Here is a 20,396-nt window from a genome sequence, read left to right on the forward strand (position 1 = left end):
CACCGAGTGCCGCGGACAGCGACGGGTACATTTGAATCGACGCCCATTCTCCGTCTATGTCGTAGACACTCCCGTCGTGCAGCGGGAGAGATTCGCCGCGCAGGCCCGCGCCGCGGCGGCCGGCGACGACGAAGCCATGGTGCTCGACGAAGACTTTCTTGCCGCCCTCGAGTATGCGATGCCGCCGTGCACCGGAACGGGAATGGGTATCGATCGGTTGTTGATGTCTTTGACCGGACTGTCAATTCGAGAGACAGTTTTGTTCCCGATTGTTCGGCCGCACTCCACTTGAAAAGTGCAACTGTGCGGCTTGGGTCCGGATTGAGTATGCTGCGTTGTTATGGCAGATTGAGACCCGGGGAGGCTCACCCAATCTGCTCGGCATCTGATCAGGACGAAATGCGAGGATAAGCTAATGGCGAAAAAAGTGACCGTCACCTTGGTCGATGATTTCGACGGTGCCGGCGCAGCCGACGAAACGGTCGAATTCGGCCTTGACGGGGTGACCTATGAGATTGACCTTTCGTCCAAGAATGCCGCGAAACTCCGCAGCGACCTGAAGCAGTGGGTGGAAGCCGGCCGTCGGGTCGGGGGCCGGCGGCGCGGCCGTTCCGGGTCCGGCCGCGGCCGTGGCGCGATCGACCGTGAGCAAAGCGCGGCGATCCGCGAGTGGGCTCGCCGAAACGGTCACAACGTGTCGACGCGCGGCCGCATCCCGGCCGACGTCATCGACGCGTTCCACGCGGCGACCTGACAAAGCTCTCACCGGCGTCCGGGCGGCAGGCCCGGGCGCCGGTTTTCGTTTCGCTGGCCGCGAAAAAGATCACCGGTGACCAAGGAAACGAATTGGCACTCCGCCACGTTGGTTCAGTTACGGCGCTGTAATCACAGGGAGATTGCCCGAAACGGGCCCCGCGGGTCCTGAACAGCAAGGAACCGCAAGGTTATGCCCCCTGGCAGGCCGACCATTACAGTGGATGGCAGGTATGCGAATCCGGCCCCAACGGGGACCGGTGGGCCACTGAGAGGCTAGTACCGATGGTGAGGGAGAGCAGGTAACCACCGATGTTTGAACGATTTACCGACCGTGCCCGCAGGGTCGTCGTCCTGGCGCAAGAAGAGGCCCGGATGCTCAACCACAACTACATCGGCACCGAGCACATCCTGTTGGGTCTGATTCACGAGGGCGAGGGCGTCGCCGCCAAGTCCCTGGAGTCGCTGGGCATCTCCCTCGAAGGCGTCCGCAGCCAGGTCGAGGAGATCATCGGCCAGGGCCAGCAGGCGCCGTCGGGACACATCCCGTTCACGCCGCGCGCCAAGAAGGTTCTCGAGCTGAGCCTGCGCGAGGCGCTGCAGCTCGGCCACAACTACATCGGCACCGAGCACATCCTGCTGGGCCTCATCCGCGAGGGTGAGGGCGTGGCCGCTCAGGTGTTGGTGAAGCTGGGCGCCGAGCTGACCCGAGTGCGCCAGCAGGTCATCCAGCTGCTGAGCGGTTACCAGGGCAAGGAGGCCGCGGAGGCCGGGACCGGTGGCCGAGGTGGCGAATCGGGCAGCCCGTCAACCTCGTTGGTGCTCGACCAGTTCGGGCGCAACCTGACGGCCGCCGCGATGGAAGGCAAGCTCGACCCGGTCATCGGCCGTGAAAAGGAAATCGAGCGCGTGATGCAGGTGCTGAGCCGGCGCACCAAGAACAACCCGGTGCTGATCGGCGAGCCCGGCGTCGGCAAGACCGCCGTCGTCGAGGGCCTGGCGCAGGCGATCGTGCACGGCCAGGTCCCGGAGACGCTGAAGGACAAGCAGCTCTACACGCTGGACCTCGGTTCGCTGGTGGCCGGCTCGCGCTACCGCGGTGACTTCGAGGAACGCCTGAAGAAGGTGCTCAAGGAGATCAACACCCGCGGCGACATCATCCTGTTCATCGACGAGCTGCACACGCTGGTCGGGGCGGGTGCCGCCGAGGGCGCGATCGACGCGGCCAGCATCCTCAAGCCCAAGCTGGCCCGCGGTGAGCTGCAGACCATCGGCGCCACCACACTCGACGAGTACCGCAAGTACATCGAGAAGGACGCCGCCCTGGAGCGCCGCTTCCAGCCGGTGCAGGTGGGTGAGCCGACGGTGGAGCACACCATCGAGATCCTCAAGGGTCTGCGCGACCGCTACGAGGCGCACCACCGGGTGTCCATCACCGACTCGGCGCTGGTGGCCGCGGCCACCCTGGCCGACCGCTACATCAACGACCGGTTCCTGCCGGACAAGGCGATCGACCTGATCGACGAGGCCGGCGCCCGGATGCGGATCCGCCGCATGACCGCGCCGCCAGACCTGCGCGAGTTCGACGAGAAGATCGCCGAGGCGCGCCGGGAGAAGGAATCGGCCATCGACGCCCAGGACTTCGAGAAGGCGGCCAGCCTGCGCGACCGCGAGAAGACTCTGGTTGCTCAGCGCGCCGAGCGCGAAAAGCAGTGGCGCTCAGGTGATCTCGACGTGGTCGCCGAGGTCGACGACGAGCAGATCGCCGAGGTGCTGGGCAACTGGACCGGCATCCCGGTGTTCAAGCTCACCGAGGCGGAGACCACCCGCCTGCTGCGCATGGAGGATGAGCTGCACAAGCGGATCATCGGCCAGGTGGACGCGGTCAAGGCCGTCTCCAAGGCGATCCGGCGTACCCGCGCCGGGCTGAAGGATCCGAAGCGCCCGTCCGGTTCGTTCATCTTCGCCGGCCCGTCCGGCGTGGGTAAGACCGAGCTGTCCAAGGCGCTGGCCAACTTCCTGTTCGGCGACGACGACGCGCTCATCCAGATCGACATGGGCGAGTTCCACGACCGGTTCACCGCGTCGCGGCTGTTCGGTGCCCCGCCGGGATACGTCGGCTACGAAGAGGGCGGCCAGCTCACCGAGAAGGTCCGGCGCAAGCCGTTCTCCGTGGTGCTGTTCGACGAGATCGAGAAGGCCCACCAGGAGATCTACAACAGCCTGTTGCAGGTCCTCGAGGACGGCCGGCTCACCGACGGGCAGGGACGCACGGTGGACTTCAAGAACACCGTGCTGATCTTCACCTCGAACCTCGGTACGTCCGACATCTCGAAGCCGGTCGGCCTGGGCTTCACCCAGGGTGGCGGTGAGAACAACTACGAGCGGATGAAGCAGAAGGTCAACGACGAGCTGAAGAAGCACTTCCGCCCGGAGTTCCTCAACCGCATCGACGACATCATCGTCTTCCACCAGCTGACCAAGGACGAGATCATTCAGATGGTCGACCTGATGATCGGCCGGGTGGGCAACCAGCTCAAGGCCAAGGACATGGCTATGGAGCTGACCGACAAGGCGAAGGCGTTGCTGGCGAAGCGGGGCTTCGACCCGGTGCTGGGTGCTCGCCCGCTGCGGCGCACCATCCAGCGCGAGATCGAGGACCAGCTGTCCGAGAAGATCCTCTTCGAGGAGGTCGGGCCGGGACAGATCGTCACGGTCGACGTCGACAACTGGGACGGCGAGAGCGCCGGCGAGGACGCGGTGTTCACCTTCACCGGGACCCGCAAGCCGCCGGCCGAGCCGGACCTGGCGAAGGCCGGGGCGCACGCGGCCCCCGAAACGCCGTAGCACTCCAGCAAACGGGCGGTTAATCTCTGACCGGATTAACCGCCCGTTTTGCTGCGCACTGAAGAGGACCGAGATCTGCGCGTACGCACGACGGTTCAGGCCACACCGGTCACCGAGGCGCGAATATACGGCGAGCCAGCTGCGTTACGGCGCCCCGCCGCCACAACATTGACCCGCGGTTTACACTGACTTCGTCCTGACGGGCAACGGAATCTGGTGAAAGTCCAGAACGGCCGCGCCACTGTAGATAGTCAGACCCATGGCCCGTCATCCCCAGCGGGGACGCGTGAATCCCCGGAAGGAGCGCCATCGTGTCGAATCCCGAGCTGACCGGCAGCCGCACCCGATCGGTTGACCTGTCGGCGGCAAGTGCCGCGGTCTGGTTGGCGACAACCGCTTTCCTGGCGCTGTTGGCGCTCTACTTCGTCGGCGTCGACCAGGGCGCGGTCTCGCTCTTCGGCAGCGATTCGCACGTGCACGAGTTCATGCACGACGCGCGGCACCTGCTCGGCTTCCCCTGCCACTGATCGCGTGGAGAAGCGTCTGATCGGGCGCGGCCTGCTGGCGGGTGCAGTCGGCGCGGTACTGGCTTTCGCCTTCGCCCGCCTCTGCGCCGAGCCGGTGATCGGCCGCGCGATCGCTTTCGAGGACGGCCGCGCCGACGCCGAGAACGCCCATGGCGTGCACGAGCACGGCGCCGAGTTGTTCAGCCGCGGAGTCCAGTCCAATGCCGGGTTGGGTTTCGGTGTACTCATCTTCGGCCTCGCGATGGGCGCGTTGTTCGGAGTGCTGTTCTGCCTCGTCGCCGCGCGCGCGACAAAGGTTGGGGCGCGGTCGCTTTCGCTACTGCTGGCGGCGACCGCATTCGTCGCGGTCTACCTGGTGCCGTTCGTGAAGTATCCGCCGAATCCACCGGCGGTGGGTCAGGCCGACACGATCGGGGCGCGCACCGGCTGGTATTTGGTGATGGTGCTGGCGTCGGTGGCGTCGGCCGTCGCCGCGGCGTGGCTGGCGCGGGGTCTGACGGCCCGGTTCGGCGCGTGGAACGGCCGGCTGCTCGCGGCGGGCGGATACATCGCGGCGGTCGCGGTGGTGATGATGCTGCTGCCGAACGTCGACGAGACACCCGGACCGCTGCGCGACGCGTCGGGCGCGATCGTCTATCCGGGCTTCCCCGCCGACGTCCTCTACGAATTCAGGGTGCTGTCGCTGGCCGCGCAGCTGGTGTTGTGGGTGACCATCGGCGTGGTGTTCGCGACGCTCGCCGGGCGGTTGCTGGAGGAGCGCGCCGGGAGCGGACGGGCATCGAGCATCGCGGCGTGACCGAGGTCGTCCGGCTGACGTTGGTGTCGCACGCGATGACGGATGCCATGGCGGCCGCGCGTTTCCCCGGCGACGAACCCCTCAACGCCACGGGCCGTCGACAGGCCGAAGCCTACGACGCCGAATTGAGCCCTAACGCAAAACATTTCACCGGTCCCGAGCGACGGGCCTGTCAAACGGCGGACCTGCTGGGGCTGGACGCCGCAACCGATCCATTGCTGGCCGACCTCAATTGCGCTCGATGGCAGGGGAAGGGTCCTCAGGACGTGCCGCCCGGCGACCTGACGGTCTGGCTGACCGATCCCGCCCGGGCGCCGCACGGCGGCGAGTCGATCGCCGACCTGATGGCGCGGGTGGACCGATGGCTGAATTCGCTGACCGAGAGCACGTCGGCAATCACCGCGGTGACGCACCCCGCGGTGATCCGGGCGGCGGTCCTGCTGGCACTGGACGCGCCCGCGAAGTCGTTCTGGCGGATCGACATCGCGCCGGTCACTCGAGTCGTCCTGCATTACCGAGGCGGCCGCTGGACGCTGCGCTGGTAAGTCTCAGCGCGGCGCGATCAGCGCGAAGGTCTGCTTGGCGACCTGCAGCATCCACCCGGTGACGGTCGGCCCATGGTCGCGCGGCCAGTTGAGCTGGAAGCTGACCACGTACGGCTGCCGGTTCTTGTCGACGGCGTACCAGCTGAAGGTCAGATCACCGGGCAGCCCACCGGCTTTCGCGCCGATGTACGGCCAGACGTTGTGGTCCAGTTGGATGCCCGCCACCGCGGAGAGGATCTGCCTGACCGGTGCGGCCTTACCGACGGCGTCGGCCTGCAGGGCCGCATGGACGCGGCAGATGTCCTCGGCGTTGCCGTACCACTCCGCGCCGTAGGACGATGCCGGGGAGTGGGCGCGGATCGGATCGGGTTCGTAGGGAGTCGAATTCGCCTGCTCCAACAGCTGGGCGCGGACTTGTGCTGATCCATGCTGCCACTGGGCGCGAAGGTCCGGCTTACCCCAGCCGACCGAGAACAGCTCGTACATCGTGGGGAACGGCGTCATGCTGGCCGGGTCGTGGTGGCCCGCCGTGGCGAGCGCTTCGGAGATGGCGTTCGTGCCCAGCTTTCCGATCAGCAGGTCGGTCGCCATGTTGTCGCTGGTCGCGATCATCTTCTCGGCGGCCGTCCGCACCGAAACCTGCGCTCCGGCAGGCAGTTGCAAACCGGACGAGCCCACGGCGAGGCTCTTGTCGGTGACGGTCAGCTGATCGTCCCAGGCGACCGTTCCGTCCTTGATGGCACCCGCCAGGGCGTGCAGCACGTACAACTTGAAAATCGATGCGAGCGGCAAAGATTCACTGGTGTTGGTGCCCGCGACCCGATCGCAGTGTCCGTTGTCGACCTTCGCGACCTGGTAGGAGTAGCGGGCGCCGGTCTTGCTCAACACCGCATCGATGTCGTGCCACGAATCGATCTTCGGTGCCTGCGTGTCCAGGTCGAACCGATCGACCCATCCGCTGTCGTCGGTGTGGATGCGGATGTCTTGTCGCGCACCGTAGGAGGACGTCAGGTGCAACGTGGCCACGCTGGCGCCCAGATCAACGGCGTTGAGGGTGAACGGCCGATCCCACCAAAGCGACTCCATGGTGGTCTCCACCGATTTCACCATGTCGGGTGCGGCGAGGGTGCCGACGCCGACCGGGCCGATGGGCCAGTCCGAGTTGAGCATGTCCAGCGTCTGCTGTGCCCGGATTCCGGGTGGCGTCCGCACGTCGATCTGCCGGCCGGGGTTGGCCGCGTTCGCCTGCGGCGAGGGGGAGGAGGTGCAACCGGGCGCGAACGTGACTACCAGTGCGGCGGCGGCACTCAACGCCACCGCGCGGCGCCGGGCCGAGTACCCGCTAGCCAGCCTGCTTGTTGCCGGCAACGTCCATCACAACCTCGAATTCGAGCAGGGAGGCCCCGGACGCCACCGGGTTGGCCCGCTCGCCCGCATGGGCCTGGATAGCGGGTCCTTGCGCCCACGCCTGAAATGCCTCCTCGGACTCCCACTGAGTCACGACGAAGTAGCGGTCCTCACCCTTGATCGGGCGCAGCAGCTGAAACCCGAGGAAGCCGGGCTGATTGTCGACCGCGTGTGCCCGGTGTGCGAACCGCTTCTCCAGCTCCGGGCCGGCGTCGGCCGGCACTTCGATTGCGTTGATCTTCACCACTGGCGGCATGCGGCTAGGCTACCCCTTCGCCCGGCCTGTCCATCCGCAGGGCGGGGCACGCAGGATGGTGATATGCCCGGTGAACTGCTGACTTGCCGCGGAGGCCAAGGCGCGCCGTTGGTGCTGGTGCACGGCCTGATGGGGCGCGGCTCCACGTGGTCGCGGCAGCTGCCGTGGCTGGCTCGGCTTGGAGTGGTGTACACCTACGACGCCTTGTGGCATCGGGGACGCGGCGTCGACGACCCGAACCCGGTCGGCACCGAACGGTTCGTGGCCGACCTGGCCGACGCGGTGAGCGCGCTAGAGACGCCGGTCACGCTGGTCGGGCATTCGATGGGCGCCCTGCACTCGTGGTGTCTGGCCGCGGAACGTCCGGAACTCGTCTCCGCGCTGGTGCTCGAGGACATGGCGCCCGATTTCCGGGGCCGCACCACCGGTCCGTGGGAACCGTGGCTGCACGCACTGCCGGTCGAATTCGGTTCCGCAGAGCGGGTATTCGAGGAGTTCGGAACCGTTGCCGGGCAGTACTTCCTGGAGGCCTTCGACCGCACCGCCACCGGTTGGCGCCTGCACGGACACACCGCGCGGTGGATCGAGATCGCCGCCGAATGGGGCACGCGCCACTATTGGGAGCAGTGGCGGGCGGTGCGGGCCCCGGCGCTGCTCATCGAGGCCGGCAACTCTGTGACGCCACCGGGCCAGATGCGGGAGATGGCTGAAATGAACCCAGCCGCAACGTATTTGCATGTGCCCCAGGCCGGTCACCTGATTCACGACGAGGCGCCGCAGGTGTACCGCGACGCGGTCGAATCTTTCTTGGCGACGTTGCCTGCCCGCGGCTGACTCTCGCGGGCCGCCCGCCCGATGTGACGACGCGCGAGAACACATGATAAATTCTTCAATTGTTAGAAGCATGTAGTCTTCAGGAGATTTTCTGTGACGGAGCCGCTGTACAAGCTCAAGGCCGAGTTCTTCAAGACGCTGGGGCACCCGGCGCGGATCAGGATCCTCGAGCTACTGGTGGCCGGCGACAAGACGGTGGCCGAACTGCTGCCCGAGGTCGGGCTCGAAGCGTCGAACCTGTCCCAGCAGCTCGGCGTTCTGCGCCGGGCCGGTGTGGTCGAGGCGCTGCGGGATGGCAACACGATGATCTACTCGATCGCCTCCCCGGACATCGCAGAACTGCTGACGGTGGCCCGCAAGGTACTCACCGGGGTCCTGAGCGACCGCGTGGCGATGCTGGAAGGCCTGCGCGCCGGCGGCGCGGGGTAGCGCCCGTGGGCTGGATCAGCAAAGCCTTGCGCGTCGGCCGGATCGCCGAACCCGCACCCCCGGCACCGGAGGCGACGACCGAGCCGCCCGCCGGGGTGCGCGGTTCGCTGCAGATCCGGCACGTCGACGCGGGTTCGTGCAATGGGTGCGAGGTGGAGATCGCGGGTGCCTTCGGACCGGTCTACGACGCCGAACGATTCGGTGCCCGCCTGGTGGCCTCCCCGCGGCACGCGGACGCGCTCCTGGTGACCGGTGTCGTGACGCACAACATGGCCGGCCCCCTGCGCGCAACGATCGAGGCCACGCCGCGGCCGCGGCGGGTGATCGCCTGCGGGGACTGCGCCATCGATCGAGGGGTGTTCGGCGACGCCTACGGTGTGGCCGGCTCGGTCGGCGAGACGGTGCACGTGGACGTGGAGATACCGGGATGCCCGCCGACGCCGAGCCAGATCGTCGCGGCCCTGCGGTCGGTGACAGGCAGGTGACCGCCGGCTTGGCGGCCAGCGTGGCGCCGGAACCAAAACTGTTGCACCGCAGCGGTTTATCGCCTATCGCCGCGGGCGCGCTGACCTCGTTGCTGGGCGCCGCGGGGGTATGGGCCGGCGGCCTGGGAATGTTCGGGTCGGTGCGCGCCGTCCGCATCGGGTGGTTGCTTCCGCTGGCGGGCGTCGAGCTGAGGCTCGATCCGCTCGGCGGATTCTTCATGGCGCTCACCGGGGCGGTCGCGCTGGCGGTCGGGCTGTACACGATCGGGTACGCGCGGCGCGAGCGGCTGGGCCCGGTCGCCCTGGCCGTTCTGCCGGCGTTCGTCGCGGCGATGCTGCTGGTGCCCGCCGCGGGGTCGGTCACCACGTTCCTGCTGGTGTGGGAGTTGATGGCGGTCGCGTCGCTCGTCTTGGTGCTGACCGACCACACTCGGCCCATGGTCCGCTCGGCCGGCCTGATGTACGCCGTGATGACCCAGTTGGGGTTCGTGGCGATACTGGTCGGACTGCTGGTGTTGTCGGCGGCGGGCGGCGCGGACCGGTTCGCCGACCTGCACCGGATACCGCAGGGGGCGCGCACCGCGGTGTTCCTGCTGACGCTGGCGGGGTTCGGTTCTAAGGCCGGGCTGGTGCCGCTGCACGCGTGGCTGCCGCGCGCCCACCCGGAGGCGCCGAGTCCCGTTTCGGCGCTGATGAGCGCGGCGATGGTCAACCTCGGGGTCTACGGCATCTGCCGCGTCGATTTACAGCTGCTCGGCCCGGGGCCGCGGTGGTGGGGGCTCACTTTGATGGTCGTCGGCGGGGTGTCCGCGCTCTACGGCGTGGTGCAGGCCTCGGTGGCCACGGATCTCAAACGGCTACTTGCCTATTCGACCACCGAGAACCTCGGATTGATCACGCTTGCGTTGGGAGCGGCCACGCTGTTCGCGGCGGCCGGCGCGAACGCTCCGGCGACGATCGCCGCGGCCGCCGCCATGCTGCACCTCGTCGCGCACGCCGCATTCAAGAGCCTCGGGTTCCTCGCCGCCGGGTCGGTGCTGGCCGCCACCGGGCTGCGTGACCTCGACCGGCTGGGCGGTCTGGCCCGCCGGATGCCCGTCACCACTAGCCTCTTCGGGGTTGCCGCGCTCGGCGCGTCCGGGCTGCCGCTGGGCGCTGGGTTCGTCAGCGAGTGGCTGCTGCTGCAGTCCCTGATCCACTCCGCGCGAGAGCATTCCGCCGTCCTGGCATTGACCACGCCGCTCGCGGTCGGCGCGGTCGCGCTCACCACGGGGCTGGGCGTGGCGGCAATGGTCAAGGCGTTCGGTATCGGATTTCTGGCGCGGCCGCGCACCGAACAGGCCGCCGAGGCGCGCGAGGCACCGCACACCATGCTGGCCGGTATGGTCGTCGCGGCCGCCGCCTGCCTGATGCTGGCCGTGGCGCCCGCGGTCGTTGCGCCCGCGCTGCACCAGGCGGTCGCCGCGCTGCCGGCGGCCCGGCCAACGGAATTCACCAGTCTCGGCGCCATGGTCCGCCTGCCGGGGGTACCGGGCTCGATCGCACCCGGCGTGATCGCCGCCGGCGTGGTGGTGGCCACGCTGACCGCGGCCACGCTGGCCCGTTGGCGCCGGAGCCGGCGCCCGGCGCCGGCCACACTGCCGCTGTGGGCCTGTGGCGCCGACGATCTCACTGCACGGATGCAATACACGGCCACGTCGTTCGCCGAGCCGCTGCAACGGATATTCGACGACATCCTGCGACCCGACACCGACATCGAAGTCACCCACAGCATCGAATCCCGTTATCTGGCGGACAAAATCACCTACCGCACCAGAATCGCGGACGCGATCGAGGAACGCTGCTACGCGCCGGTGATCCGGGGAGTCGGGGTGGCGGCGGCCCTGATGCGGCGCGCCCACACCGGCAGCGTGCACCTGTATCTGGCCTATGGTGCGCTCGGCGTGCTCATCGTGCTGGTGGTTGCCCGATGAATGTCATGTCTTATGTCGCGGGCGCCGCCCAGATCGGAATCGTCGTGGCCGGGGCGCCGCTGGTGGTCGGACTGACCCGGCAGGTGCGCGCGCGCTGGGAAGGCCGCGTCGGCGGCGGCTTCTTGCAGCCGTGGCGCGACATCATCAAACAGCTTGGCAAGCAACAGATCACGCCGCGCGGGACGACCGTGGTGTTCGCGGCGGCACCCGCGATAGTCGCCGGAACCACACTCCTGATCGCCGCGGCCGCACCGCTGGTCGCCACCGGATCGCCACTGGATCCCAGCGCCGACCTGTTCGCCGTGGTCGGTTTGCTGTTCGTGGGCACCGTGGCGCTGACCCTGGCCGGCGTCGACACCGGCACCTCGTTCGGGGGCATGGGCGCCAGCCGCGAGATCACCATCGCCGCGCTGGTCGAACCCACCATTCTGCTGGCGGTGTTCGCACTGTCCATGCCGGCGGGATCAGCGAATCTCGGTGCGCTGGTCGCGCATACGATCACCCATCCCGGGCAGGTGGTGTCGCTGGCAGCGGTGCTCGCGTTCGCCGCGCTGGCGATCGTGATCGTCGCCGAGACCGGACGGCTACCGGTGGACAACCCGGCCACCCATCTCGAGCTGACGATGGTTCACGAGGCGATGGTCCTCGAATACGCGGGTCCGCGGCTGGCCCTGGTCGAGTGGGCGGCCGGGATGCGGCTGACCGTGCTCTTGGCGCTGCTGGCAAACCTGTTCGCGCCGTGGGGCATTGCCGGGGGCCGCCCCGGTGCCGTAGACATCGTTGTCGGTGTCGCGGCGTTGGCGGCCAAGGTCGCGTTGCTGGCGGGGTTGCTGGCCACCGTCGAGGTGTTCGTCGCCAAGCTGCGGCTGTTCCGGGTTCCCGAGTTGCTTGCCGGATCGTTCCTGCTGGCGTTGCTTGCGGTCGTGGCCGCCAACTTCTTCGTGGTTCCGACATGACGTACGGGTCGTTTTCGGTACTCGTCGACCTCGCCGCGGGCGGGCTGCTGTTGGCCGCCGTGCTGATCGTGTGGCGCCGCGACCTGGTCGCGATCATCCGTCTGCTGGCATGGCAGGGCGTCGCCCTGGCGGCCATCCCCGTCCTGCGGGGGGTCTACGACGGCGACGGTGCGCTCATCGGCGTCGGTGTGGCCGTGCTGATCTTGCGGGTTGCGGTGTTGCCGCGGCTGCTGGCCCGCGCGGGCGGCACCGAAGCGCGATCGCGCCGGGAGGCCACCCCGTTGGTGAACACCGCCACGTCGCTCCTCATCACCGCCGCGCTGACGTTGGCCGCGTTCGCCGCCACCGGGCCCCTGGTGAACCTGCAGCCCGCCGCCACGACCACCGCCGTTCCGGCCGCCACCGCGGTGGTGCTCATCGCGCTGTTCGTGATGGTCACGCGGCGGCATGCGGTGTCGCAGGCCGCGGGATTCCTCATGCTGGACAACGGGATCGCGGCCACCGCGTTTCTGCTCACCGCAGGGGTGCCGCTGATCGTCGAGCTCGGCGCCTCCCTGGACGTGTTGTTCGCGGTCATCGTGATCGGCGTTCTGACGGGCCGGCTGTCCCGCGCGTTCGGCGGTGCGGACCTGGACGCGTTGCAGGAGTTGCACGACTGATGACCGGTTTACTGCTCGCGGCGATCCTCACCCCGGTCGGGGCCTCGGTCGCCGTCCTCATTGCCGGATGGCGGCGGGTGACAGCGACGCTGATCGTCGGATCGGCTGTCACGGTGCTCGCTTGTGGCGTGGCGCTCGCGGTCGGGGTCGGGTCGGGAACGCGGTTCGCACTGGGCGGCCTGCTGCGGCTCGACGCGCTCACCGTGACGATGCTGATCGTCATCGGAACCGTTGCCACACTGGCCACCTCGGCGAGCATCGGCTACGTCGATGCCGAACTCGCACACGGCCACGCCGACAGCGGCGGTGCGCGGCTGTACGGGGCCCTGACGGCGGGCTTCCTGTCCGCGATGGTCGTCGCCGTGTGCGCCAACAACATCGGGGTGATCTGGATCGCGATCGAGGCGACCACGGTGATCACCGCCTTCCTGGTCGGCCACCGCCGCACCCGCGGTGCGCTCGAGGCGACGTGGAAGTACGTCGTGATCTGCTCGGTCGGCATCGCCATCGCCTTCCTCGGCACGGTGCTGCTCTACTACGCCGCCGAGCATGCCGGGGCGCCGGCCGGCGCGGCCCTCAATCTCGACGTGCTGGCGGCACATGCGGGCGGGCTCGATCCGGGCATCGCTCGGCTTGCGGGCGGGCTTTTGCTCGTCGGCTACGGCGCCAAGGCCGGGCTGTTTCCGTTCCATACCTGGTTGGCCGACGCCCACAGCCAGGCCCCTGCACCGGTGTCGGCTCTGATGAGCGGGGTGCTGCTGTCGGTGGCCTTCTCGGTACTGATCCGCCTCAAGCCGATCATCGGCACGGCCACCGGGGCCGCGTTCATGCGGACAGGCCTGCTGGTGCTCGGGTTGGCGACGCTGGTGGTCGCCGCCCTGATGCTGACCGTGACAACGGATTTCAAACGCATGCTCGCCTACTCCTCGATGGAGAACATGGGCCTGATCGCGATCGCCGCGGCCGCCGGAACCACGCTGGCCATCGCCGCGCTGCTGCTGCACGTCCTGGCCCACGGGATCGGCAAGACGGTCCTCTTCCTGGCGGGCGGCCAACTACAGGCCGCGCACAACTCCACGGCGATAGCCGACATCCGCGCCGTGCTGCGGCGCTCCCGCCTCGTCGGAGTGTCGCTCGCCGTCGGCGTGATTGTGTTGCTCGGTCTCCCGCCGTTCGCGATGTTCGCCAGCGAGCTGGCCATCGGCCGGTCGCTGGCCGACGCCCGGCTGGCCTGGGCGCTCGCCGCCGGCATGGCGCTGGTTGCGGTGGCCTTCGCCGCGTTGGCCCGCAACTCGGGCCGCATCCTGCTGGGCGGCCCGTCCGCCGCTCCCGAAATCGCTGTTCCGCGAACGGTGGCCGCCGCTCTGATCGTCGGCGTTGCCGCATCGATCGCCCTCGGTGTCACCGCCGGCCCACTCACCGACCTGTTCACCGCCGCCGCCAGCGGTGTCGGGGGACCGCGATGAAGGCGCAATGGCAACGCCACCGGCTGTCTCAGAGCAGGCTGGCCGAAACGGCAGAAGATATGCTGGGCAAGGGATTTCGGTTGGCCCTGGTGGCCGCTCACGACGACGGCGCCGCTCTACGCGTCGTCTACCTGTTCCTCGCCGGACACCCGGATCGCCGCGTCGAGCTCGAATGCGTTGTGCCGAAGGATGATCCGAAGGTCCGATCGCTGGCCTACCTGTCCTTCCCAGCCAGCCGGTTCGAGCGCGAAATTGCGGACCTGTACGGGATCCGGCCCGTGGGGCACCCCAAGGCGCGCCCTCTGGTGCGGCACGCCCACTGGCCAGGGGACTGGTATCCAATGCGCGGCGACGCGTCGCCCGCACGCGAATTCGATGGCGCCGGCCGCTTCCCGTTCGTGACCGTCGAGGGCCCCGGCGTGTACGAAATCCCGGTGGGTCCGGTGCATGCGGGGTTGATCGAACCCGGCCATTTCCGCTTCTCCGTCGCCGGCGAAACCGTGCTGCGGCTCAAGGCCCGACTGTGGTTCGTCCACCGCGGCGTGGAGAAGCTGTTCGAGGGCCGGCCGGCCGGCGGCGCCGTCGATCTGGCCGAACGCGTCAGCGGCGACACCTCCGCCGCGCACGCGCTCGCCCACTGCCTCGCCGTCGAAGACGCGCTCGGAATGGAACTTCCCGACGACGTGCACCGGTTGCGGTCGCTGGTGGTCGAACTCGAACGCCTCTACAACCACGCCGCCGATCTGGGCGCGCTGGCCAACGACGTCGGGTTCGGGCTCGCCCACGCCCACGCTCAACGCATCCGCGAACAACTGCTGCGGCTCAACGCAGATGTCGCCGGGCATCGGCTGCTGCGCGGCGCCATCCGGCCGGGCGGAGTCGCGCTGCGGAGGCTACCCGACGTCGCCGACTTGAGATCCATTGCGGCCGACGTTGCGGAGGTCGCCGAGCTGACCCTGCGCAACTCCGTCGTGTACGACCGATTCGCCGGGACCGCCGTCCTGCACCGAGACGACGCCGAGTCCCTCGGCTGCCTGGGCTACGTCGCTCGGGCCAGCGGTGTGCGCACCGACGCCCGGCTCGAACACCCCACCATCGCACTGCCCGTCAACGAGACCGATGCTGCCGCGGGTGACGTGCTGGCCCGTTACACCGTGCGGCGCGACGAGTTCGCCGCATCCACCGAGCTGGCCTTCCACCTGATCGAATCACACAGGGGCCCAATCGAATACGCCGACAACCTGCCCGCGGCACGCATACCCGGCAGCGGCATCGGCATTGTCGAAGGCTGGCGCGGCACCATCGTCCACCGCGTCGAAACGGGCGGCACCAACCGGATCACTCGCGCGAAGATCGTCGACCCGTCCTGGTTCAACTGGCCCGCGCTGCCCGTCGCGATGGCCGACACGATCGTCCCTGACTTCCCGCTGGCCAACAAGAGCTTCAACCAGTCCTATGCCGGCAACGACCTCTGACGCGTCGCCGCTACGCTTCGCCCGCCAGGGCGAACCGGCCGTCGGCCGTCTGCGCGACCAGACCGTCGGCCAGCAACGAATACAGGGCCCGGTCCCGCTGCGCGGTATCGGTCAACCACGCCACGTCCAGCTCCGCCCGGGTGACCGGAGAGGCGTTGCCCCGCAACACGTCCAGCAGGCGTCCGCGGACCTGCCGGTCGGTTCCGGCGTAGGTCTGCACCCGCCGGGCCGGCCCCTGCGCCGGGGGATGACCGGCGTCCCGCCACGCGCACCGAGCAAGCGGGCACAGCCCGCATCGCGGCGATCGCGCGGTGCACACCGTCGCACCCAGTTCCATCAGGGCGACTGAATACCGCGGCGCCCTATCGTCGGCGGGCAGCAGCGCGTCGACGTCGGCGTGGTCGCGCGTCGCGGACGGGTTCCCGGCGTCGGCCCGCCCGTGCACGGCCCGCGCGACCACCCGGCGGACGTTGGTGTCCACCACCGGGACCCGTTGCCGGTAGGCGAAGCAGGCGATGGCGCGCGCGGTGTAGCTGCCGACGCCGGGCAGGGTCAGCAGGGTGTCGACGTCGTCGGGAACCACGTCGTCGTGCTCGCGCGCGATCACGGTCGCGCACTCGTGCAAGCGCTTGGCCCGCCTCGGATAACCCAGCTTGCCCCAGGCTCGCAGCACGTCGGCGGCGCTGGCGGCGGCGGTGGCCGAAGGGGTGGGCCACCGCCGCACCCAGTCCGACCAGATCGGCAGCACCCGCGACACCGGCGTCTGCTGCAGCATGAATTCGCTGACCAGAATCTGCCATGCGCTGACGCCGGGCTCCCGCCAGGGCAGGTCGCGGCGGGACCGTTCGTACCAGTCGAGAAGGTCGGTAACTGATATGTGTTTCGGGCCGTTCTCCGGCGGATGCGGCATGATGTCAGCCATGCCTAACACCAGCCCAGTAACCGCGTGGAAAGCACTCAAAGAGGGTAACGAGCGATTCGTCGCCGGGAAGCCCCAGCATCCCAGCCAGAGTGTCGAACACCGGGCCAGCCTGGCCGCCGGCCAGAAGCCCACCGCGGTCGTGTTCGGTTGCGCGGACAGCCGGGTCGCCGCCGAGCTCATCTTCGACCAGGGCCTGGGCGACATGTTCGTGGTGCGTACCGCCGGACAGGCCATCGACTCGGCGGTGCTTGGCTCCATCGAGTTCGCGGTGACGGTGCTCGACGTGCCGCTGATCGTCGTCCTGGGCCACGACAGTTGCGGTGCCGTCAAGGCCGCCCTGTCGGCCATCAACGACGGTTCGATCCCCGGCGGCTTCGTGCGAGACGTGGTGGAGCGGGTCGCGCCCTCGATACTGATGGGCCGCCGCGACGGCCTCAGCCGCGTCGACGAGTTCGAGGCGCGCCATGTGCGCGAGACCATCGCCCAGTTGACGTCGCGCTCGTCGGCGATCTCCGAACGGATTGCCGGGGGCACGCTGGCGATAGCGGGCGCCACCTATCACCTGGCCGACGGGCGGGCGGCGCTGGTCGACCACGTGGGCGACATAGGCGAATAGCGGCGAATCGCCCCGGTTCGGCCCCGCCACTAACACGGCGGTCAGCCAGCAAACCCCGCGACACGCCGGGGCGGGTCAGGCAACTCGACGTGACCTGGACCTACGCTGCAAACGTGCTGGATCTGGAACCGCGTGGCCCGCTACCTACCGAGATCTATTGGCGGCGCCGTGGCCTGGCCGTGGGCGTCGCGGTCGTCGTCGTAGGGATCGTGGTCGCCGCGGTCATTGCCTTCATGGGACACAACACGGGCGCCAAGCCCGCCAGTGCCGACAAACCCAATTCCGCTCAGAGCAAGCCCGGCTCGCCGGCGCCGCAGGCGCCTCCGCCGGCCGCGCCCGGGGAGCAGCCCAATCCGGGGGTGCCCCAACAGGGCCAGAACCCCGAGATGCCCACCCCGACCGCCGCGGTGCAGCCGCCGCCGGTGCTGAAGGAGGGCGACGACTGCCCCGATTCGACGCTGGCGGTCAAGGGCCTGACCAATGCGCCCCAGTACTTCATCGGCGATCAGCCGAAATTCACCATGGTCGTCACCAACATCGGCCTGGTGTCCTGCAAGCGGGACGTCGGCGCCGCGGTGCTGGCGGCATACGTGTACTCGTTGGACAACAAGCGACTGTGGTCCAACCTGGACTGCGCGCCCTCCAACGAGACTCTGATCAAGACCTTCACCCCGGGCGAGCAGGTGACGACAGCGGTGACGTGGACGGGAATGGGGTCGGCACCGCACTGCCCGCTGCCCCGGCCGGCGATCGGGCCGGGCACTTACAACCTCGTCGTGCAACTGGGCAACCTGCGCTCGCAGCCGGTTCCGTTCATCCTGAACCAGCCGCCACCGCCGCCGGGCCCGGCGCCCGGGCCGGGTCAGGCCGCCGCGCCGCCGCCGGAGGCGCCACCGGTCGCGCCGGTTCCCGCCGGCTAACTCAGCGGGTCGGAGATCGTCGACTCCGCGAGCTGCGATAGACCCTCGCGCACGTGGCGGGCCCACATCGCGCCGATGCCCTCGACCGACTGCAGGTCGCCGGCGCTGGCCGCCAACAAGCCCTGCAGCGTCCCGAACGACCGGACCAGTAGGTCGGAGTGAGCGAACTGCAGCCGCGGGATGCTGGCCAACGCGCGGTAGCCGCGCGGACTCACGGCCGAGTCCTGCGCCTCGGCCGTGGTCGGGTAGCCGAAAACCTTTGCCAGCGCGGTGAGTTCGAGTAGCTCGGTGTCCGACAGGGCGTCCAGCTCGTCGAGGGTCGCCGTCATCTGCGCTTTGGACAGCGGCTCCGGGCTGGCGTGGTAGTCGCGCACGGTCAGTTCGCGCGCGATGTCGTTGCCGCCCAGCAGCTCGTCGAGCTGCAGCCGCAGCTGGCGCCCGTCGGTGCCCAGCTCGACCACGTCGTAGTCGATCACCAGGCCGATTCGCCGGACCAGCTCGAGCCGCTGCACCACCGTCATCACGTCTCGCAGCGTGACGAAGTCCTCGATCTCGGCGAGCGACAGCTGCCTGCTCACCTCGTCGAGCCGCGTCTTGTACCGCTCCAGGGTCGCGATCGCCTGGTTGGCCCGCGACAGGATGGTCGCGGAGTCGGCCACCACGTGGCGCTCCCCGCCGACGTAGACGGTCACGATGTTCATCGAGTGGCTCACCGAGATCACCGGATAGCCGGTCTGAATCGCCGCCCGTTCCGCGGAGCGGTGCCGCGTCCCGGATTCGTCGGTGGGTATCGACGGGTCCGGCACCAGCTGCACGTTGGCCCGCACGATGCGGCTGCCGTCGGTGGACAGCACGACGGCGCCGTCCATTTTCGCCAGCTCGCGCAGCCGGGTCGGCGCGTACCGGACGTCGAGGGCGAAGCCGCCGTCACAGATGGCTTCGACGTTTTCGTCGTTGCCGATGACGATCAGCGCACCGGTGCGGCCACGCAGGATGCGCTCCAGGCCGTCGCGCAGCCCGGTGCCCGGCGCCAGGCGGGCGACGGTCTCACGCAATGTCGGACGTGTCACAGCGTGTCATTGTGCGGCCCCGCCGCGTTATGCGTCCAGCCGTTGCGCGGCTCGGCGATGGCTTTCACGTGTTGCAGCGCCGCGACGATGGTCGGTGCCCGCAGCGCCCGCATCCCTTCGGGAACGATCTCGCGGCGGGGGTCGTCGCCGTCCGGGATGAGCGCGATGCTGAAGCCCTGGCGCGCGGCCTCGGCCAGCCGCCGCTCCATTCCGCTGACCCGCCGCAGGTCGCCCGCGAGCCCCACCTCGCCGATCATCACCGCAGTCGTCGGGAGCGGCCGGTCGGAGTACGCGGAGGCCAGCGCGATCGCGACGGCCAAATCCGACGACGGATCCGTCAGCCGCATTCCGCCCACGGTGGACAGGTAGATGTCGTGGACGCTGACGGGCAACCTGCCGTGCTTTTCCAGCACGGCGCTGATCATCGCGGCCCGGGAGGGGTCGATACCGCTGACGGCGCGGCGCGGCGAGCCGCCCCCGGGGGTTGCCAGCAGCGCCTGCACCTCCCCGATCAGCGGTCGCTTACCGTCCAGCGTCACGGTGATGGCGGTGCCGGCGACCGGCGCCGGCCGTTGATCCAGGAAGAGGTTCGACGGGTCGGAAACGTCCTCGATCCCGCTGTCGTGCAACGTGAAACAGCCGACCTCGTCGGCCGCGCCGAACCGGTTCTTGATCCCGCGGACCATCCGCAGCGACCCGCTGCGGTCCCCCTCGAAATGCAGCACCACGTCGACCAGGTGTTCCAGCGAGCGCGGCCCGGCGATCGCCCCGTCCTTGGTGACGTGGCCGACCAGGATCAGTGCGACGCCGTTGGCCTTCGCGGCCGCGGTCAGCGCGGCGGTGACCGCGCGGACCTGCGTGACCCCGCCGGCGACGCCGTCGGCCTCGGTCGTCGACATGGTTTGCACGGAGTCCACGATCACCAGGGCGGGCCGCAGGGTCGCGATGTGGTCAAGCACCGTGTGCACGTCGGATTCGGCGGCCAGGTAGACCTCGTCGGCGCCGCAGCCCATCCGGTCCGCACGCAGCCGGATCTGGCCGGCGGACTCCTCACCGGAGATGTACAGCGCGCGCCGGCCCGAAAGCGCCCAGCGATGGGCGACTTTGAGCAGCAGCGTCGACTTTCCCACGCCCGGATCGCCGGCCAGCAGCGTGACCGAACCGGGCACCACGCCGCCCCCGAGCACCCGGTCGAGCTCCCCGACGCCGGTCGAGCGGTGCTGGCTGGCGTTGGGTTCGACGGAGGTGATCGGGACCGGCCGGGAAGCGGAAGCCGCGGCCGAGCCCGCTCGGCGGCCGCCGACCGCGGTCACTACCGGCGCCTCGTCGACAGTGCCCCAGGTGCCGCACTCCAAGCAGCGGCCCACCCACTTGGCGGTGACGTGCTGACATTCGGAGCAGCGGTATTGCGAGCGCGGATTTGCCACGCCATGACGGTATCGAGCCGGTACGACAAATCC

At 69.0% G+C, this 20,396-nt stretch carries 21 protein-coding genes; 16 read left to right on the forward strand and 5 right to left on the reverse strand.

The window, feature by feature from the left end:
* The 6 genes from A5709_RS04895 to A5709_RS04920 form a co-directional block, all read left to right on the forward strand.
* A partial coding sequence (locus A5709_RS04895; protein WP_304442537.1) for an amino acid--tRNA ligase-related protein occupies positions 1-292 on the forward strand: 292 nt, incomplete at its 5' end.
* A gap of 123 nt (positions 293-415) precedes the next feature.
* Positions 416-754: a histone-like nucleoid-structuring protein Lsr2 gene (lsr2, locus tag A5709_RS04900; protein WP_066955505.1), complete on the forward strand. Its 339-nt coding sequence runs from the start codon at positions 416-418 to the stop codon at positions 752-754.
* Between the two features lie 311 nt (positions 755-1,065).
* Positions 1,066-3,600, forward strand: coding sequence for an ATP-dependent protease ATP-binding subunit ClpC (clpC1, locus tag A5709_RS04905; protein ID WP_067944934.1), 2,535 nt, complete (start codon positions 1,066-1,068; stop codon positions 3,598-3,600).
* A 311-nt stretch (positions 3,601-3,911) separates the two neighbouring features.
* A complete protein-coding gene (locus A5709_RS04910) occupies positions 3,912-4,127 on the forward strand; it encodes a CbtB domain-containing protein (protein WP_067944937.1) in 216 nt (71 codons plus the stop codon).
* A 4-nt stretch (positions 4,128-4,131) separates the two neighbouring features.
* Complete coding sequence (locus A5709_RS04915; protein WP_068011517.1) at positions 4,132-4,923, forward strand: CbtA family protein; 792 nt, start codon at positions 4,132-4,134, stop codon at positions 4,921-4,923.
* Positions 4,920-5,468: a histidine phosphatase family protein gene (locus A5709_RS04920; RefSeq protein WP_067944939.1), complete on the forward strand. Its 549-nt coding sequence runs from the start codon at positions 4,920-4,922 to the stop codon at positions 5,466-5,468. Before A5709_RS04915 ends, A5709_RS04920 begins: the two co-directional genes overlap by 4 nt.
* A 3-nt stretch (positions 5,469-5,471) precedes the next feature.
* On the opposite strand, the gene A5709_RS04925 is transcribed toward A5709_RS04920, so the two are convergent.
* Both A5709_RS04925 and mhuD read right to left on the reverse strand, forming a co-directional pair.
* Positions 5,472-6,836, reverse strand: coding sequence for a serine hydrolase (locus A5709_RS04925; protein WP_068118393.1), 1,365 nt, complete (start codon positions 6,834-6,836; stop codon positions 5,472-5,474).
* The gene (gene mhuD / locus A5709_RS04930; protein ID WP_067944942.1) at positions 6,811-7,131 is read right to left on the reverse strand and encodes a mycobilin-forming heme oxygenase MhuD; all 321 of its coding nucleotides are present in this window, start codon (positions 7,129-7,131) and stop codon (positions 6,811-6,813) included. The genes A5709_RS04925 and mhuD overlap by 26 nt, the downstream gene beginning before the upstream one ends.
* Positions 7,132-7,194: 63 nt before the next feature.
* On the opposite strand from mhuD, the gene A5709_RS04935 reads away from it, so the two are divergent.
* The 8 genes from A5709_RS04935 (at position 7,195) to A5709_RS04970 (ending at position 15,408) form a co-directional block, all read left to right on the forward strand.
* Positions 7,195-7,965, forward strand: a complete 771-nt coding sequence (locus tag A5709_RS04935; RefSeq protein WP_068118396.1) for an alpha/beta fold hydrolase — start codon at positions 7,195-7,197, stop codon at positions 7,963-7,965.
* Positions 7,966-8,058: 93 nt separating this feature from the next.
* Positions 8,059-8,394 (forward strand): lsr2/espR transcriptional regulator, encoded by a 336-nt coding sequence (locus A5709_RS04940; RefSeq protein ID WP_067944945.1) that lies wholly within the window; start codon positions 8,059-8,061, stop codon positions 8,392-8,394.
* A gap of 5 nt (positions 8,395-8,399) precedes the next feature.
* Entirely contained in the window at positions 8,400-8,879 is a 480-nt protein-coding gene (locus A5709_RS04945; RefSeq protein ID WP_067944946.1) for an NADH-quinone oxidoreductase subunit B family protein, read from the forward strand.
* A complete protein-coding gene (locus A5709_RS04950; RefSeq protein WP_369827258.1) occupies positions 8,876-10,852 on the forward strand; it encodes a proton-conducting transporter membrane subunit in 1,977 nt (658 codons plus the stop codon). Before A5709_RS04945 ends, A5709_RS04950 begins: the two co-directional genes overlap by 4 nt.
* A 5-nt stretch (positions 10,853-10,857) precedes the next feature.
* Positions 10,858-11,808: a respiratory chain complex I subunit 1 family protein gene (locus tag A5709_RS04955; protein WP_068011532.1), complete on the forward strand. Its 951-nt coding sequence runs from the start codon at positions 10,858-10,860 to the stop codon at positions 11,806-11,808.
* Positions 11,805-12,467 carry a hypothetical protein gene (locus tag A5709_RS04960; RefSeq protein ID WP_068118398.1) on the forward strand — a complete coding sequence of 221 codons (663 nt, stop codon included), beginning with the start codon at positions 11,805-11,807 and terminating at the stop codon, positions 12,465-12,467. The genes A5709_RS04955 and A5709_RS04960 overlap by 4 nt, the downstream gene beginning before the upstream one ends.
* On the forward strand, positions 12,467-13,933 hold the full coding sequence (locus tag A5709_RS04965) for a proton-conducting transporter membrane subunit (protein WP_068118400.1): 1,467 nt from the start codon (positions 12,467-12,469) through the stop codon (positions 13,931-13,933). The genes A5709_RS04960 and A5709_RS04965 overlap by 1 nt, the downstream gene beginning before the upstream one ends.
* A complete protein-coding gene (locus A5709_RS04970; RefSeq protein ID WP_068118403.1) occupies positions 13,930-15,408 on the forward strand; it encodes an NADH-quinone oxidoreductase subunit C in 1,479 nt (492 codons plus the stop codon). Before A5709_RS04965 ends, A5709_RS04970 begins: the two co-directional genes overlap by 4 nt.
* 10 nt (positions 15,409-15,418) lie before the next feature.
* Here A5709_RS04970 and A5709_RS04975 read toward each other — a convergent pair whose 3' ends face one another.
* On the reverse strand, positions 15,419-16,330 hold the full coding sequence (locus A5709_RS04975; RefSeq protein ID WP_068011509.1) for an A/G-specific adenine glycosylase: 912 nt from the start codon (positions 16,328-16,330) through the stop codon (positions 15,419-15,421).
* Here A5709_RS04975 and A5709_RS04980 point away from each other — a divergent pair.
* Entirely contained in the window at positions 16,329-16,946 is a 618-nt protein-coding gene (locus A5709_RS04980) for a carbonic anhydrase (RefSeq protein WP_067945000.1), read from the forward strand. The genes A5709_RS04975 and A5709_RS04980 overlap by 2 nt on opposite strands.
* A 113-nt stretch (positions 16,947-17,059) precedes the next feature.
* A complete protein-coding gene (locus tag A5709_RS04985; RefSeq protein ID WP_156673342.1) occupies positions 17,060-17,866 on the forward strand; it encodes a hypothetical protein in 807 nt (268 codons plus the stop codon).
* Here the strand turns inward: A5709_RS04985 and disA are convergent.
* Both disA and radA read right to left on the reverse strand, forming a co-directional pair.
* On the reverse strand, positions 17,863-18,936 hold the full coding sequence (gene disA / locus A5709_RS04990) for a DNA integrity scanning diadenylate cyclase DisA (RefSeq protein WP_066955447.1): 1,074 nt from the start codon (positions 18,934-18,936) through the stop codon (positions 17,863-17,865). The two genes, A5709_RS04985 and disA, sit on opposite strands and share 4 nt — an antisense overlap.
* Positions 18,933-20,363, reverse strand: coding sequence for a DNA repair protein RadA (gene radA / locus A5709_RS04995; protein ID WP_068118406.1), 1,431 nt, complete (start codon positions 20,361-20,363; stop codon positions 18,933-18,935). The genes disA and radA overlap by 4 nt, the downstream gene beginning before the upstream one ends.
* Between the last annotated feature and the right edge of the window lie 33 nt (positions 20,364-20,396).

The organism is Mycobacterium sp. E1386 (genome assembly GCF_001672745.1).
Lineage (GTDB): Bacteria > Actinomycetota > Actinomycetes > Mycobacteriales > Mycobacteriaceae > Mycobacterium.